Origin of the sequence: Vibrio sp. 10N.222.54.E6 (assembly GCF_041473955.1) — a bacterium.
GTDB lineage: Bacteria > Pseudomonadota > Gammaproteobacteria > Enterobacterales > Vibrionaceae > Vibrio > Vibrio tasmaniensis_A.
This window is the reverse complement of the sequence record NZ_JBFRTD010000010.1, coordinates 336,253-351,686: the sequence shown is the minus strand read 5'-3', so window position 1 is coordinate 351,686 and position 15,434 is coordinate 336,253. Positions and strand designations below refer to the sequence as shown.

General features: G+C 44.0%; 12 protein-coding genes and 1 pseudogene. 9 read left to right on the top strand and 4 right to left on the bottom strand.

Annotated elements, in window-relative coordinates:
* The first annotated feature begins 525 nt into the window (after positions 1-525).
* A complete protein-coding gene (locus AB4513_RS06520) occupies positions 526-1,359 on the top strand; it encodes a 4'-phosphopantetheinyl transferase superfamily protein (protein WP_009847293.1) in 834 nt (277 codons plus the stop codon).
* A gap of 30 nt (positions 1,360-1,389) precedes the next feature.
* Here AB4513_RS06520 and AB4513_RS06515 read toward each other — a convergent pair whose 3' ends face one another.
* Positions 1,390-1,797, bottom strand: a complete 408-nt coding sequence (locus AB4513_RS06515) for a thioesterase family protein (protein WP_009847292.1) — start codon at positions 1,795-1,797, stop codon at positions 1,390-1,392.
* 346 nt (positions 1,798-2,143) lie between these two features.
* On the opposite strand from AB4513_RS06515, the gene AB4513_RS06510 reads away from it, so the two are divergent.
* From AB4513_RS06510 to AB4513_RS06500, 3 genes are all read left to right on the top strand, one after another.
* Positions 2,144-3,139 (top strand): TRAP transporter substrate-binding protein, encoded by a 996-nt coding sequence (locus AB4513_RS06510; RefSeq protein WP_009847291.1) that lies wholly within the window; start codon positions 2,144-2,146, stop codon positions 3,137-3,139.
* Between the two features lie 65 nt (positions 3,140-3,204).
* Positions 3,205-3,960 carry a TRAP transporter small permease gene (locus AB4513_RS06505; RefSeq protein WP_009847290.1) on the top strand — a complete coding sequence of 252 codons (756 nt, stop codon included), beginning with the start codon at positions 3,205-3,207 and terminating at the stop codon, positions 3,958-3,960.
* Between the two features lie 2 nt (positions 3,961-3,962).
* Complete coding sequence (locus tag AB4513_RS06500) at positions 3,963-5,324, top strand: TRAP transporter large permease (protein WP_009847289.1); 1,362 nt, start codon at positions 3,963-3,965, stop codon at positions 5,322-5,324.
* Positions 5,325-5,356: 32 nt separating this feature from the next.
* On the opposite strand, the gene AB4513_RS06495 is transcribed toward AB4513_RS06500, so the two are convergent.
* The 3 genes from AB4513_RS06495 to AB4513_RS06485 form a co-directional block, all read right to left on the bottom strand.
* Positions 5,357-5,530 (bottom strand): hypothetical protein, encoded by a 174-nt coding sequence (locus tag AB4513_RS06495; protein WP_009847288.1) that lies wholly within the window; start codon positions 5,528-5,530, stop codon positions 5,357-5,359.
* A 77-nt stretch (positions 5,531-5,607) separates the two neighbouring features.
* Positions 5,608-6,957: a sigma-54 dependent transcriptional regulator gene (locus AB4513_RS06490; protein ID WP_009847287.1), complete on the bottom strand. Its 1,350-nt coding sequence runs from the start codon at positions 6,955-6,957 to the stop codon at positions 5,608-5,610.
* 60 nt (positions 6,958-7,017) lie between these two features.
* A complete protein-coding gene (locus AB4513_RS06485) occupies positions 7,018-8,826 on the bottom strand; it encodes an ATP-binding protein (RefSeq protein WP_009847286.1) in 1,809 nt (602 codons plus the stop codon).
* A 163-nt stretch (positions 8,827-8,989) separates the two neighbouring features.
* Between AB4513_RS06485 and AB4513_RS06480 the strand changes: the two are divergent.
* The 5 genes and pseudogenes from AB4513_RS06480 to lon form a co-directional block, all read left to right on the top strand.
* Positions 8,990-9,172 (top strand): annotated as a pseudogene (locus tag AB4513_RS06480) (hypothetical protein); the annotation flags it as partial.
* A 294-nt stretch (positions 9,173-9,466) separates the two neighbouring features.
* A complete protein-coding gene (tig, locus tag AB4513_RS06475; RefSeq protein WP_004736079.1) occupies positions 9,467-10,765 on the top strand; it encodes a trigger factor in 1,299 nt (432 codons plus the stop codon).
* Between the two features lie 105 nt (positions 10,766-10,870).
* Entirely contained in the window at positions 10,871-11,497 is a 627-nt protein-coding gene (clpP, locus tag AB4513_RS06470) for an ATP-dependent Clp endopeptidase proteolytic subunit ClpP (protein WP_004736080.1), read from the top strand.
* A gap of 81 nt (positions 11,498-11,578) precedes the next feature.
* On the top strand, positions 11,579-12,859 hold the full coding sequence (gene clpX, locus AB4513_RS06465; RefSeq protein ID WP_009847283.1) for an ATP-dependent protease ATP-binding subunit ClpX: 1,281 nt from the start codon (positions 11,579-11,581) through the stop codon (positions 12,857-12,859).
* 132 nt (positions 12,860-12,991) lie between these two features.
* Positions 12,992-15,343: an endopeptidase La gene (gene lon / locus AB4513_RS06460; RefSeq protein ID WP_009847282.1), complete on the top strand. Its 2,352-nt coding sequence runs from the start codon at positions 12,992-12,994 to the stop codon at positions 15,341-15,343.
* Positions 15,344-15,434 lie beyond the last annotated feature (91 nt).

Genomic DNA, 15,434 nt, shown 5'->3' with positions numbered 1-15,434 from the left:
GCGACGGTGGCATTCAAATGTTGAGGCGATGTCCATTAAAATCCTGTTCAAAGTCTGACTAAACGACAAGTCGGTATCCGCAAAGAAAACGTGTGAATTTGTTTAATGGTTGAGCAGGCTACCCGAGGTGAGTGGCCGATACAATGCTCCCAGAGGCCACTATGATCTGTTCAGACCAGATGATTTTGCTGAACTTTTGTTTTTTGTATTTTTAATGGAATTAACTTATTGATAATTAATGGATATGGGTGGTTTTTTAGTGTTTATACTCTATTTCTTGACTTGGTGGGATCTATGTCAGATTTTTGTAAGTAACATTTAATAGATGCCTGTTCTGTAAGGTGGAGTGTGATCTGTGTTTTAATTTGTTATTATTTTAAAAGTTAGTTTTAAGTCCCTATATGAAGGGTGTTTCCCTCCCGTATTCTCTAGGTTCCACTTAATTTATAGGTGAGTTAAATTTGTTCGATTGGGTTGTTCCAATCGTGTTTTGAAGAGTGATTTATAGAAGTGAGTTCGAGTTAAATGAAAACTCCCGTTGTTGATTTGTGGCTATGTTCTCTGAGTAATTTAAATGACCAGCCAAACAATGTATCGCAGCTCAAAAAGAGACTGACAGCCGATGAGATTGCCAAAGTTGAGCGTTATCGAATGCCCTCATCTCAGATTCAAGCTTTGTATGTACGAAATTATCTGAGAAAGGTGCTGTCTAGCTATTCTGATTTGATGCCTGAAGCGTGGCGCTTTGAATATGGTGAGAAAGGGAAGCCGAGATTAATAGAGAAACAACAAATAGAAACCGGCCTGAATTTCAATATCAGTCATAGCAAAGAACATTTGTTGATTGCAGTTTGCCAGAGAAAAGGGAAGCAAGTTCAATTGGGTGTTGATATTGAACACGCAAGAAGTTCGACCAATATCGACTCGATCATGAAGCACTACTTTTCAGATAAAGAATTGGCGGATTTACTTGAGCTCAGCAAAGAAGAACACAGAGAGCGTTTTTTCGATCTGTGGGCGTTGAAAGAGTCGTACATCAAAGCGACGGGGAAGGGGCTAGCCACATCGTTGCGAAGCTTTTCGTTCGATTTCTCCAATCTGACGGAGCAAACATTGCCAATTCACGCTTCGGATTTTCAACCAAACTTGCAGGATGAAATTAGATTGTATCGCGAAATCAGGCTAGATAGCGGGATTGGGTTGGATTTGGATTCTTATCAACAAGACGATATTTCTACAGATTGGCAATGTTGCTTGGGTCGATTAGATGACCAGTATCGTTTCGCCGTGACTCTTGGTGGGAATTTGCTACCCATGCAGATAGAGATGAGAACCTTTTCGTCGTCTCATCTCCTTTAAGCGAGTTTGGTGAGGTGAGGTAAGATGAGGTTAACTCGTTTCGCCAAGCATCGCTTTTAAGACTTCAGCAGGCACTGGCTGAAGTTGTTTGTCTTTATCTAAACAGACCATTTCGATATCACCAATCACTGCGGGTTTGGTTGCATCTTTACGCCACACTTCTTGTCGCCATAGCGTTTTGTATTTGCCATCGAGTTCAAAAGAGGTGCGGATGTCGCAGATCTCAGCGAACTCAACCCCATCTTGAAAAGTCATGTTGGCTTTATATACCGCAAAACCTAATCCATGTTCATTCCACAATGTTGCCAGTTTATCGCTACCCAAGACATGTTCGCGTGCACGCTCAAAGTACTTTAGAAAGTTAGGGTGATAAACCACACCTGAGTGATCGGTATCTTCATAGTAAATTTGTACTGGGTGATGGTAGATCTGGCTCATTGATATCAACTCTTATTAAGTAGCGTTGTAGTAAATCTGACTAAGTTGTGCAGCACTCTACAGGATAGGTCGAAATTACTTCAAGGTATCATCGGCAATCGAGCTTTTGGTCAGACCTCATTTATCACCGATGCTTTGGTCAGCTTCCACCCATTTACAAATATTCTATGTGTCACTTTCCACCCATTGATTTTTGCAGCGAGTTAGTGACTGCTGCAGGCAGATATCATGAAGCCTTACGGTTAAAGGGTTGTTAATGATTTGTGTCAATGTGGCGCGCTAATTGCCTTAGTGAAAGCACGCAGTTCCCATTGAAGGGCTGCTTTGTTTACTAAGGAGAATAATAATGTTTAAGCCTCTTACCCTGCTGTCTGTATCTGCTCTGGTGCTCACAAGTTTTAATGCTGCTGCAAACTGTGACCCAGGTGAAATCGTGATTAAATTCAGTCATGTAACCAATACCGATAAGCACCCGAAAGGCATTGCCGCTTCTTTACTGGAAGAGCGAGTAAACACGGAAATGAATGGCAAAGCTTGTATGCAAGTTTTCCCTAACTCAACACTCTACGATGATAATAAAGTACTGGAAGCCCTGTTAAATGGTGATGTTCAAATGGCGGCTCCTTCGCTGTCTAAATTTGAGAAGTTCACTAAGAAATACCGCATTTTTGACCTTCCTTTCCTATTTGAAGACGTAGAAGCTGTTGACCGTTTCCAAAACTCAGAGTCTGGCGAAAAGCTGAAGAACGCGATGAAGCGTCGTGGCCTTCAAGGCCTAGCGTTTTGGCACAATGGCATGAAACAGATGTCAGCAAACAAACCTCTTATCAATCCTGAAGACGCGGAAGGCTTGAAATTCCGTGTTCAAGCATCAGACGTATTGGTTGCTCAGTTTGAACAGCTAGGTGCTAACCCACAGAAGATGTCTTTCAAAGAAGTATACGGTGGCCTACAGACTAAGGTTATCGATGGCCAAGAGAACACATGGTCAAACATCTACGGTAAGAAGTTCTTTGAAGTACAAGACGGCGTGACAGAAACTAACCACGGTATTCTTGATTACCTCGTAGTAACGTCGAACGACTTCTGGAAAGACCTACCTGAAGATGTACGTACGCAACTTGGCACAATCGTTCAAGAAGTGTCTGAGACTCGTAACGCAGAATCTTCAAAAGTTAACCTAGCGAACAAAAACAACATCATCGAAGCGGGTGGTGAAGTTCGTACGCTTACGCCTGAACAGCGTGAAGCATGGGTAACTGCGCTTCAACCAGTATGGAAGAAGTTTGAAAAAGACATCGGTTCAGATCTTATCGATGCAGCGTTAGCTTCAAACCAATAACACCGCTAAGGGAGTGGCGTGAATTTCGCCACTCCTCATTAAAATAACTATAAGCGGAGTCAATTATGGATAATCCTCAAATGGAACAGCCAAATTCTAGCGAATCAGCACTGGAAACCTCTTTTTTTTCCAAAGTCGGAAGAGTTACGGATGTGATTGAAGAGTCATTAATCGCATTTTTCCTTGGCGCAATGACGCTACTTACTTTTGCCAATGTGGTATTTCGATACGCATTCAATGGCAATATCTTATGGGCACTAGAACTGACGGTGTTCATGTTCGCTTGGATGGTGTTAGTGGGCGCATCTTATGGCGTTAAAAAACACTTCCACATTGGTGTTGATGTGATCATCAACCTTGCCCCAGAAAAGCTACGCAAAGTGTATGCGTTAATCGCCGTCACAAGCTGCCTAGCATTCTCAATCTTACTTCTTATAGGTTCTTGGAATTACTGGTACCCGTTCGCGACTGAGCGCGCTTGGTACGAGACCGATGATATTCCAATGCCAGAGATGCTTCAGTTCCTTGCCGACTGGATGAATGAAGGCGAGCGATACGAGAAACTGCCACGTTTTATTCCTTACATGGCACTGCCTATTGGTATGGCAATGCTGACGTTCCGTTTTGCCCAAGTTGCTTACCAAGTAGTCACAGGCAAGCTTGATCGCATGATAGCGGGGCATGAAGCCGAAGAAGAGCTGGATGCATTGAAAGCTGATGTGTTAGCGGGTTCTGATGAAGACGCGACAGCGGTATTGGATTCGACTAAGCAAAACAAGGCGAACGAGTCGGGTACAAAATCTAACGGTAAGGAAGACTAATCATGGCAATGTTATTTCTATTTTTAATGGTAATTGCTTTCATGTTGGTCGGTGTACCAATTGCGATTTCCCTTGGTTTATCGAGCGTCATATTCTTGTTGATGCACTCTGATGCGTCACTAGCTTCGGTTGCACAAACGCTGTTTAATGCATTTGCAGGCCACTACACACTCTTAGCGATCCCTTTCTTTATCTTGGCCTCTAGCTTTATGTCTACTGGTGGTGTGGCGAAACGTATTATCCGTTTTGCTATTGCAATGGTGGGTTGGTTCCGCGGCGGTTTAGCAATGGCATCGGTTGTGGCGTGTATGATGTTCGCAGCGTTATCTGGGTCGTCTCCAGCAACGGTAGTGGCAATCGGTAGTATTGTTATCGCTGGTATGATCAAAAACGGCTACACAAAAGAGTTCGCGGCAGGGGTTATCTGTAACGCGGGTACGTTGGGTATCTTGATTCCACCATCCATCGTTATGGTGGTTTACGCTGCGGCGACGGATGTATCTGTCGGTCGTATGTTCTTAGGCGGTGTGATTCCTGGCCTGTTGGCGGGCGTGATGTTGATGATAGCTATCTACATTGCAGCACGTATTAAGAAAATTCCTGCACAACCATTTGTAGGCTGGGGTGAGATGTTCGCAGCCGCGAAGGATGCGAGCTGGGGCTTGTTGCTGATTGTTATCATTTTAGGTGGTATCTACGGCGGTATCTTTACTCCGACAGAAGCGGCGGCTGTTGCAGCGGTTTACGCGTTCTTCATTGCCAACTTTATCTACAAAGATATGGGGCCGTTTGCGGAGAAGAAAAATACAAAGCCTGCTTTGGTGAAAGTGTTCCAAACGTTTTTCCATAAAGACACCAAAGACACGCTCTATGATGCGGGCAAGCTGACCATCATGTTGCTGTTTATCATTGCCAATGCTCTGATTCTTAAGCATGTACTGACAGAAGAACGTATTCCTCAGATGATCACGGAATCGATGTTGTCTGCAGGTTTAGGGCCGATCACCTTCTTGATTGTGGTGAACGTTCTACTCTTGATTGGTGGGCAGTTCATGGAGCCATCAGGCTTGCTGATCATCGTTGCGCCGTTGGTATTCCCAATTGCAATTGCACTGGGTATCGACCCTATTCACCTAGGTATCATGATGGTTGTGAACATGGAGATAGGGATGATAACACCGCCTGTGGGGCTCAACTTGTTTGTGACCGCAGGGGTTGCCAAGATGTCGATGATGAACGTAGTAAAAGCCGCACTGCCATGGGTTGGCGTGATGTTCTTATTTCTGATTATCGTAACCTACGTACCTTGGGTATCAACATGGTTACCGACTACCTTGATGGGGCCGGAGATCATCACGAAATAGATAGTGAAATCATAGCGAAGTGATGGGGAGGGTTAAACCTCCTCATCAATGATTTTTCCATATCGAGAGCTAGATTCAATCGGATCATACAGCGCTCTTTTTGCCTCTAATTCTGGAGTGTCTAAGTTGACATGATTGTCAGTATAAAAAATACCGTCAATTTCAAACGTATCGGTGATCGAGGGAACTTTTGTTTTCTCACCCATAATGATCTCCTTACCACCTTGGTTGCATAACATCCTGTTGTGAAATAAGTATAGGTGATCTTGCTCCCAAATTTAATTTAGTTTTCGCTCTGTCGGTATGACTCTTTAACTAGTTGGTGTTTTTGCATTTTATCGTAGAGGGTTTTACGTGGAAGTTGCAGTCTATCCATAGTCTGTTTAATGCTGCCATTACACTCAATAAGCGCTTGTTTTAACGTGTTTTTCTCAAATTCAGACACCAGTTCTGCCAAAGACAGTTCTTGAGTGACTTGATTGGTGTTGTCTGATAAGTGAGAAAGCTTACCTAAAAGTACAAACCGCTCAGCTGTATTACGCAATTCTCGTACATTTCCCGGCCAATCATGGGCTAAAAGCGCGTGCAGCTCCTTTTGGGGAAGTGCTGGTGCTGTCTTGCCATAACGTGCAGCAGCGACCAGTAAGAAGTGGTGGAAGAGTGCAGGGATGTCTTCTTGACGGCTTCTTAACGGCGGTAAATCTAGGGTCACAACGTTGAGTCGATAATAGAGGTCTTGGCGGAAAACGCCTTCTTCAGCCGCCTTCTTTAGGTCGACTTTGGTTGCAGCGATTACTCGAATATCGAGAGGCACTAAACCGTTTGAGCCAACCCTTTCAATAACGCGCTCTTGTAAGACGCGCAACAGGCGAATTTGTGCCTGCATCGGCATGGACTCAATTTCATCTAAGAATAGAGTTCCGCCTTGAGCAAATTCAAATTTACCCACTCGCTTGCTTTCTGCGCCAGTGAACGCACCTTTCTCATGACCATACAGTTCACTCTCTATCAGGTTTTCAGGTACCGCACCGCAATTGACGGCGACGAAGTTTTGTTCTCGCCGGCTGCTTTGTTCATGTAGAGAGCGTGCGACCAACTCTTTGCCTGTGCCAGTTTCACCAAAGAGTAAAATGTCAGCGTTAGTATCTGCCACATGAGTGATGATAGAACGCAGGTCGGTCATTGATTGCGTGTCACCAATGATTCTCGGCCCAAGCGCTTTACTGGCCTTTAAAGAGCGCTTCAATTCAAGATTCTCGAGTGTGAGTTGACGTTTTTCTATTGCTCGTTTGGTGGTTTCGATTAAACGTTCATTGGCGAACGGCTTTTCGATGAAGTCATAGGCGCCATCTTGGATCGCTTGTACCGCCATCGAAATATCGCCGTGACCAGTAATCATAATCACGGGGATTTCTTTGTCTTTGTGCATCACGGTGTTGAGTAGGTCATGCCCGGAAAGGCCCGGTAGACAGATATCAGTGATGATTACGTGAGGTAAGCCGTTCTCTTGAATTGCGAGCAGAGCAGACTCCGCATCGGGAAAGAATTCGGCATCAATATCGGCGAGCTCAAAGCTCTGTTCAATAGCCATTCTTAGATCGGATTCATCATCAATGAAATAGACGTGACACATAGTTATTCCTTTAATCTTTTATTTTTATTGTTGGTGAAGGTGTACTGGTTTGTTTAGCGACTAATCTGATTCTTTTGTTGGAACTATGGGTAACTCGATACTAAATCGAGCACCACCTTGTGGGCTGTGATTGGTAACTAGCTTGCCATTTATTCCGCTGATTATTTGTTGAGAAATCGATAGCCCAAGTCCAAGTCCATTTTTCTTGGTGGTATGGAAGGGTTCAAAAAAATTTCCGTTAGAAGGGGAGGTGAAGCCTGGGCCATTGTCATCGACATGAATCAGCAAGGTCTTGGCTTGTTGATGGTCGGGCTTCCTAATCTCTAACAGAATAGCTAATTGTTTGTCGTCTTGTTGTTCCATCGCCTGAATCGCGTTAGTCAGCAAATTAATGATCACTTGTTCCAATTGAATGGCGTTGGCGAGCACGCAAGCATCAAAGGTTTCAGGAAGTTCGTTGACCTTTACTCGTTCACTCTTGAGTTGTGGTTTCATCAGTTCTTTTGACGAGTGCAATACTGGCAGTATCTGTAACGTGTGCAGCTCTTCCGCAGTGGATTTCTTTGCAAAGGAACGAAGCTGGTGGCTTATCTTAGCCATACGGTCAGTGAGCGCCGAGATTCGCGATAGGTTGTCATCGACACGCTCGGTTTTTTCTTTGGCAAGAAACAGTCGGCCGTTGTCGGCATAACTGCGAATCGCAGCAAGCGGGTTATTCAGTTCATGGCTGATGCTTGCTGACATTTGCCCCAACACTGCCAGTTTGGCGGCTTGGATGAGTTCGTCTTGTGTCTGCCTCAGTACATGTTCAGTTTCGATTCGGTGCTTAATCTCGACATGCAACTCTGATGTTCGTTCAAGCACTTGAAATTCTAGCTTTTGCTTGGCTTCGGATTGCAGTCTGTCTATCTGAGCTCGTCTTTGTTGTCGATGGTGATTGAGTTGCATCGTTAGATAAATAATCGCAAAAATAAGGCTCAAAACCACAAGGTAAGCAACCAAGTCCCACCAAACTAAGTGGGTCGGAGAAAATACTCGTATGGTGAGTTTTGGCTCGGCTAGGAAGCGTGAGGAGTTAAAGAACTGCTCTTGGACGAGCTTGTGGGGAGACTCAATATTGCTAGTAGCACTCTCTAAGTCACCGGAGAAGTGCAGGCTTTCTATTTTTGTATCGAGATACTGCCTGCTTTCTTGAATTCGAGTGTGTTGTTCTTCGCTTAATGGTTGAAGGCTTTTGAACAGCCACTCAGGATTACTCGACATAAATACGATCTGGTCTTTATCGTCAGCAACAAAAAAACTCTGTTTGCCTTTCCAACTTGCTTCAATCAGCGATAAATCCATCTTTACGACAATGACGCCAATAATCTCGGCGGCATAGGCGACGGGGTAAGAATAATAATAGCCTCGTTTCCCAGAGGTTGAACCTAGCGCAAAATATTGATTTTCATTGCCAAGAATCGCTTCTTGAAAGTAGGGACGGAAAGCGAAATTTCGCCGAATAAAAGAACGCGGTAGATTCCAGTTACTGGCTGCTATGGTGGTGCCAATGCTATCTAACAGATAGGTGTCCGATGCTTGAATCACCGAGTTTACGTGTTCTAGGTAGCGATTGGTGAGTTCGATTTGCGCAGAGTTACTTGGAGAGTGAAGAGCATCGACCAACTCTTTGTCTTTTGAAAGCAGCTCGGGAATGTGCGCGAACTTGTCGAGTTGGCTTGAAATATGAACCGAAAATCGGTCTAGCTTAGATTGATGATCATTTAACAAACTTTCATGGCTTGTGTTCCACACCCAATGACCGCCGAACACCATTAGTAAACTGTATGTGGCCATTAATAGGATTGGGATTCTCAAAGCTTGAAACATGAAGGCTCTCCGCTCATTTCTTTGGTAAATAATCAAGCCTGTCTTCTCTCGTTTATGGTAGCAAATAGCGGTAGTGTTTGCTGAAAGTAGACAGTCGCCAGATGGATGTAGGTTAAGGGTTTGTAACGGGGATTGTTGAAAAAGTTATCGACTCTGAGGGGTAAAACAAGAGCAAGATCTCTTTTTAAGGTTTTTAGCAAAAAAAGCCCTCGATTCCCTTGAAAAAGTCGCTATTGTCCCCATTTCTGTTGTGCTAAGTGATGATTTGATCGTTTTTGTATCATTTAGTTGGACGAATTTAGAGCATTCATCATCATGCAGAGGTGAACGGCTCGACAGAGATTAAACAGATCGCTAGAATGTCGCGTCTAAAATTTCTGTCCTGAGGCTAATCGGAGATACCTTTCTTGTTTTCGAAAACAAGCTTTATTGCGTTTTAATCGACGCGTGAAGAACGAAGATATCGCTGATTAGTCTGGTGTTTGGTTGAATAATCAATTCAGACATCAATGCTCGATTTTAAATTAGGTGTTCGGATAGAGCACTACACAAGGATGCAGCCAACAACGTCGGCTTTTGAATTAAAGCTAAGTTACGGCTCATATGCTCAGATTACTGAGCCAGTTTTGAGGTTTATATAATGCAAGTTACTGTTGAAACGCTAGAAGGCCTAGAGCGCCGTCTTAATATTACTGTTCCTGCTGCTAACATCGAAGATGCAGTTACAGCTGAACTACGCAACATCGCGAAAAACCGTCGTTTCGATGGCTTCCGTAAAGGCAAAGTGCCAATGAAGATGGTTGCTAAAATGTACGGCAAAGCAGTACGTCAAGACGTGATGGGCGAAGTAATGCAACGTCACTTCATCGAAGCGATCGTTAAAGAGAAAATCAACCCAGCTGGCGCACCTACTTTCGCACCAGTTGAAAACAACGAAGGCGCTGACCTAGTATTCAACGCAACTTTTGAAGTTTACCCAGAAGTTGAGCTGAAAGGTCTAGAAAACATCACTGTTGAGAAACCAGCAGTAGAAGTTAAAGAAGCTGACGTTGAAGAGATGATCGAAACTCTACGTAAGCAACAAGCGACTTGGACTGAAGTTGAAGCTGCTGCTGACGCTGGTTCTCGTGCAACTATCGACTTCGTTGGTTCTATCGACGGTGAAGAGTTTGAAGGCGGCAAAGCTGAGAACTTCCCACTAGAGATGGGCGCTGGTCGCATGATCCCTGGTTTTGAAGACGGTATCGTTGGTAAAACAGCAGGTATGGAATTCGAAATCGAAGTAAACTTCCCAGAAGATTACCACGCTGAAAACCTAAAAGGTAAAGCTGCTAAGTTCTCTATCAAGCTGAACAAAGTTGAAGCTCGTGAGCTTCCAGAACTAAACGAAGAATTCGTTTCTAAGTTCGGCGCAGCTGAAGGCGTTGAAGGCCTTAAAGCTGAAGTTCGTAAGAACATGGAGCGTGAGCTTAAGCAAGCAGTTAAGAACCGCATCAAAGAGCAAGCAATCGACGGTCTAGTTAACGAAAACAACATCGACGTACCTTCTGCTCTAATCGATCAAGAGATCGGTGTTCTACGTCAACAAGCTGCTCAACGTTTCGGTGGTAACACTGAAGCTGCTGACCAACTTCCACGTGAGCTGTTCGAAGAGCAAGCTAAACGTCGCGTAGTTGTAGGTCTTCTTCTTGGTGAAGTAATCAAGACTGAAGAGCTAAAAGCTGATGACGAGAAAGTTAAAGCTATCATCGAAGAGATGGCTACAGCATACGAAGATCCAACAGAAGTTATTGCTTACTACGAGCAAAACGAGCAAATGATGAACAACATGCGCAATGTTGCTCTAGAAGAGCAAGCTATTGATGCAATCATCGCTAAAGCTCAAGTTTCTGATAAAGAAGTTAGCTTCAACGAGCTAATGAATCAGCAACCTGCTTAATATAGTAATATCTGACGTAGAAGGTTGACGTACGGTCAACAATTCTGCTAACAATGGTCCGTATGATTTAATCATTCGGGCCATTTATTTTAGGGACATAAGAATATGAGCTACCAAGAAAAAAATACAATGCCATCGATTATGGACGCACTAGTTCCTATGGTGGTTGAACAGACTTCCCGTGGTGAACGTTCTTACGATATTTATTCTCGTCTATTAAAAGAACGTATCATTTTCTTAACAGGTCAAGTGGAAGACCACATGGCAAATCTTGTCGTGGCTCAACTGCTTTTCTTGGAATCAGAAAACCCAGACAAAGATATCTATCTTTACATCAACTCACCTGGCGGTAGCGTAACAGCGGGCATGTCTATCTATGACACAATGCAGTTCATCAAGCCAAACGTGAGCACAGTATGTATGGGTCAAGCTTGCTCTATGGGTGCATTCTTACTAGCGGGTGGTACTCCGGGTAAGCGTCACGTGCTTCCAAACTCACGTGTAATGATTCACCAGCCACTTGGCGGCTTCCAAGGCCAAGCGTCTGATATTCAAATTCACGCGCAAGAGATCCTAACGATCAAGCAAAAGCTAAACAAACTATTGGCAGAGCACACAGGTCAGCCTCTAGAGGTTGTTGAGCGTGATACAGATCGTGACAATTTCATGTCTGCTGATCAGGCTGTAGAATACGGTTTGGTGGATTCAGTTCTTAATCACCGCGGTCAATAATTGCAGGGCAATTGTTTAACGCAAAGTGATTCAAATTGATATACACTCAAACATAGAGAGTAAAGGCTAAGAGGTTAGCGAATGACAGATAAAAGCAAAGAGGGTGGTAGCGGTAAATTGCTTTACTGCTCTTTCTGTGGCAAAAGCCAGCACGAAGTTCGCAAGTTAATCGCAGGTCCTTCTGTTTACATTTGTGATGAATGTGTCGATCTTTGTAACGACATTATTCGTGAAGAAATTAAAGATGTTCTTCCAAAGAAAGAATCGGAATCGCTGCCAACGCCGCGTGAGATTCGTGAGCATCTTGACGACTATGTAATCGGTCAAGAATACGCGAAAAAAGTGCTAGCAGTTGCAGTATATAACCACTACAAGCGTTTACGTAATGGTGATACGACGGCTGAAGGCGTAGAGCTAGGTAAGAGTAACATTCTTCTTATCGGTCCTACTGGTAGTGGTAAAACCCTACTGGCTGAAACACTGGCTCGTTTCCTAGACGTTCCTTTCACAATGGCAGATGCAACAACACTAACCGAAGCGGGTTATGTGGGCGAAGATGTTGAAAACATCATCCAGAAGTTGCTTCAGAAATGTGATTACGACGTAGCGAAAGCGGAACGCGGCATTGTTTACATCGATGAAATCGATAAGATTTCTCGTAAAGCTGAAAACCCATCGATCACGCGTGACGTGTCTGGTGAAGGTGTACAGCAAGCTCTATTAAAACTTGTTGAAGGTACAGTGGCTTCAGTTCCACCTCAAGGTGGTCGTAAGCATCCACAGCAAGAGTTCTTGCAAGTGGACACGTCTAAGATCCTATTTATCTGTGGTGGTGCGTTTGCCGGCCTAGATAAAGTGATTGAGCAACGTGTAGAAACAGGTTCAGGTATCGGCTTTGGCGCAGAAGTGCGTTCAAAAGACGAAACCAAAACTATCGGTGAACTGTTCACTCAAGTAGAACCTGAAGATCTAGTGAAGTATGGTTTGATTCCAGAATTCATTGGTCGTCTACCTGTTACAACAACACTGACAGAGCTTGATGAAGAAGCGCTAATCCAAATCCTTTGTGAGCCAAAGAATGCACTGACAAAACAGTACGCTGCATTATTTGAACTTGAGGATACAGAGTTAGAATTCCGTGAAGACGCCCTACGCGCAATTGCGAAGAAAGCAATGAACCGTAAAACGGGTGCTCGTGGTCTACGCTCTATCTTGGAAGGTGTTCTACTAGAAACTATGTACGAACTGCCATCTTCAACTGATGTAAGCAAGGTTGTGATTGATGAGTCGGTAATTAATGGTGAGTCAGAACCACTATTGATTTACAGTAACTCAGATAACCAAGCAGCTGTTGCAGAGTAGGTCTTTTTAAGACTACACACTCAAATTGAAAAAGGAGGTAAGCAATTACCTCCTTTTTTTTATTCTTCCATTGAATCCAGTCGTTTAAGCCCCATATACTGCTTTATAAGTTAAAGCGGAAGAGAGAAATATATGAACTTGGAACGTTCCGAGCGTATCGAAATCCCCGTGCTACCTCTACGTGATGTAGTGGTTTACCCACACATGGTTATTCCATTGTTTGTTGGTCGTGAAAAATCGATTACTTGCCTTGAATCGGCAATGGAAGCTAACAAACAAGTACTACTTGTAGCGCAGAAAGAAGCGGACACTGATGAGCCTTCAATCGACGACCTATTTAACGTAGGTACAGTCGCTACTATTCTTCAGTTGCTAAAGCTGCCAGATGGTACCGTAAAAGTACTTGTCGAAGGTCAGCAGCGTGCAAAAATTCACCAGTTCAAAGAGAGTGAGTTTTTCTTAGCGGATGCCGAATACGTTGTAACCTCAGAACTTGACGAAAAAGAACAAGAAGTGGTTGTTCGCAGTGCGATCAATCAATTCGAAGGCTTTATTAAGCTGAACAAAAAGATTCCACCAGAGGTTCTAACCTCGCTGAACGGTATTGATGAGGCTGCTCGCCTTGCTGATACGATTGCTGCGCACATGCCACTTAAACTGGTAGATAAGCAGCACGTTCTAGAAATTTCAGATGTGACGGAACGCCTGGAATTCTTGATGGGCCAAATGGAGTCAGAAATTGATATCCTGCAAGTTGAAAAACGCATCCGTGGCCGCGTTAAGAAACAGATGGAAAAGTCTCAGCGTGAGTACTATCTGAATGAGCAAATGAAAGCGATTCAGAAAGAACTGGGCGAGATGGACGACGCGCCTGATGAATTCGAGACTCTGAAGAAGAAGATCGAAGATTCTAAGATGCCTCAAGAAGCTCGTGAAAAAACTGAGCAAGAACTGCAAAAACTGAAAATGATGTCGCCAATGTCTGCTGAAGCAACAGTAGTACGTAGTTACATTGATTGGATGGTAGGCGTTCCTTGGGCTAAGCGTTCAAAAGTTAAAAAGAATTTAGCGAAAGCGGAAGAGATCTTAAACGAAGATCACTACGGCTTAGAACGTGTTAAAGAACGTATTCTCGAATACTTGGCAGTACAAAACCGTATCAACAAACTTAAAGGTCCAATCCTTTGTCTTGTTGGTCCTCCTGGTGTTGGTAAAACTTCACTAGGCCGTTCGATTGCCGCGGCAACGGGTCGTAAGTACACACGTATGGCGCTAGGCGGCGTTCGTGATGAAGCTGAGATTCGTGGTCACCGTCGTACGTACATCGGTTCACTTCCGGGTAAATTAATCCAGAAGATGTCTAAAGTTGGTGTTAAGAACCCACTGTTCCTATTAGATGAAATCGATAAGATGTCTTCTGATATGCGTGGCGACCCATCTTCTGCGCTTCTAGAAGTACTAGACCCTGAGCAAAACAACGCATTTAACGATCACTACCTAGAAGTCGATTACGATTTATCTGATGTGATGTTTGTTGCAACGTCTAACTCGATGGATATTCCGGGCCCACTATTGGACCGTATGGAAGTGATTCGCCTGTCGGGTTACACAGAAGATGAAAAGCTGAACATTGCCAAGAGCCACCTATTGGACAAGCAAGTTCAACGCAACGGTCTTAAGCCTCATGAGATTGAGATTGAAGACTCTGCAATCATCGGCATCATTCGTTACTACACGCGTGAAGCGGGTGTGCGTAGCCTAGAGCGTGAAATCTCTAAGATCTGTCGTAAAGCAGTGAAGAATATCTTGTTAGGCAGCGACCTTAAATCTGTAACGGTTAACATTGATAACCTGAAAGAGTACTTAGGTGTGCAACGTCATGACTTCGGTAAAGCGGATGAAAGCAACCGTATCGGCCAAGTAACTGGCTTAGCATGGACGCAAGTAGGTGGCGATCTACTGACCATCGAAACTGAATCAATGCCAGGTAAAGGTAAGCTAACGCAAACCGGTTCACTAGGCGATGTGATGAAAGAGTCGATTCAAGCGGCAATGACAGTGGTTCGCTCTCGTGCGGAAAATTTGGGTATTAACACCGATTTCTACGAGAAACGTGACATTCATGTTCACGTACCGGAAGGTGCAACGCCAAAAGATGGCCCGAGTGCGGGTATCGCAATGTGTACTGCATTGGTCTCTAGCTTAACGGGTAACCCTGTAAAAGCAGAGGTTGGTATGACCGGTGAAATTACCCTTCGTGGTGAAGTTTTACCTATCGGTGGCTTGAAAGAAAAGCTGCTTGCAGCGCACCGCGGTGGTATTAAAACGGTCTTGATTCCTAAAGACAATGAACGTGATTTGGAAGAGATTCCAGACAACGTAATCGCTGACTTGAAGGTGATTCCGGTTCAATGGATTGATGAAGTACTGAAAGTCGCACTAGAACGAGATCCGTCAGGGGTCGAGTTCGACGTGAAAAAATAGTGATGCATAGCAAAAATAAGTAAAGAATTACGCTGATAGACCCGAAAAGGCTTGTCAGCGTTTTTTTTGGACGCTAAGTTATTCGACTAAA

Bases quoted from the DNA above. Each gene is read 5' to 3' on its own strand.
- AB4513_RS06520 (WP_009847293.1), top strand. From the start codon at position 526: ATGAAAACTCCCGTTGTTGATTTGTGGCTATGTTCTCTGAGTAATTTA.
- AB4513_RS06515 (WP_009847292.1), bottom strand. From the start codon at position 1,797: ATGAGCCAGATCTACCATCACCCAGTACAAATTTACTATGAAGATACC.
- AB4513_RS06510 (WP_009847291.1), top strand. From the start codon at position 2,144: ATGTTTAAGCCTCTTACCCTGCTGTCTGTATCTGCTCTGGTGCTCACA.
- AB4513_RS06505 (WP_009847290.1), top strand. From the start codon at position 3,205: ATGGATAATCCTCAAATGGAACAGCCAAATTCTAGCGAATCAGCACTG.
- AB4513_RS06500 (WP_009847289.1), top strand. From the start codon at position 3,963: ATGGCAATGTTATTTCTATTTTTAATGGTAATTGCTTTCATGTTGGTC.
- AB4513_RS06495 (WP_009847288.1), bottom strand. From the start codon at position 5,530: ATGGGTGAGAAAACAAAAGTTCCCTCGATCACCGATACGTTTGAAATT.
- AB4513_RS06490 (WP_009847287.1), bottom strand. From the start codon at position 6,957: ATGTGTCACGTCTATTTCATTGATGATGAATCCGATCTAAGAATGGCT.
- AB4513_RS06485 (WP_009847286.1), bottom strand. From the start codon at position 8,826: ATGTTTCAAGCTTTGAGAATCCCAATCCTATTAATGGCCACATACAGT.
- tig (WP_004736079.1), top strand. From the start codon at position 9,467: ATGCAAGTTACTGTTGAAACGCTAGAAGGCCTAGAGCGCCGTCTTAAT.
- clpP (WP_004736080.1), top strand. From the start codon at position 10,871: ATGAGCTACCAAGAAAAAAATACAATGCCATCGATTATGGACGCACTA.
- clpX (WP_009847283.1), top strand. From the start codon at position 11,579: ATGACAGATAAAAGCAAAGAGGGTGGTAGCGGTAAATTGCTTTACTGC.
- lon (WP_009847282.1), top strand. From the start codon at position 12,992: ATGAACTTGGAACGTTCCGAGCGTATCGAAATCCCCGTGCTACCTCTA.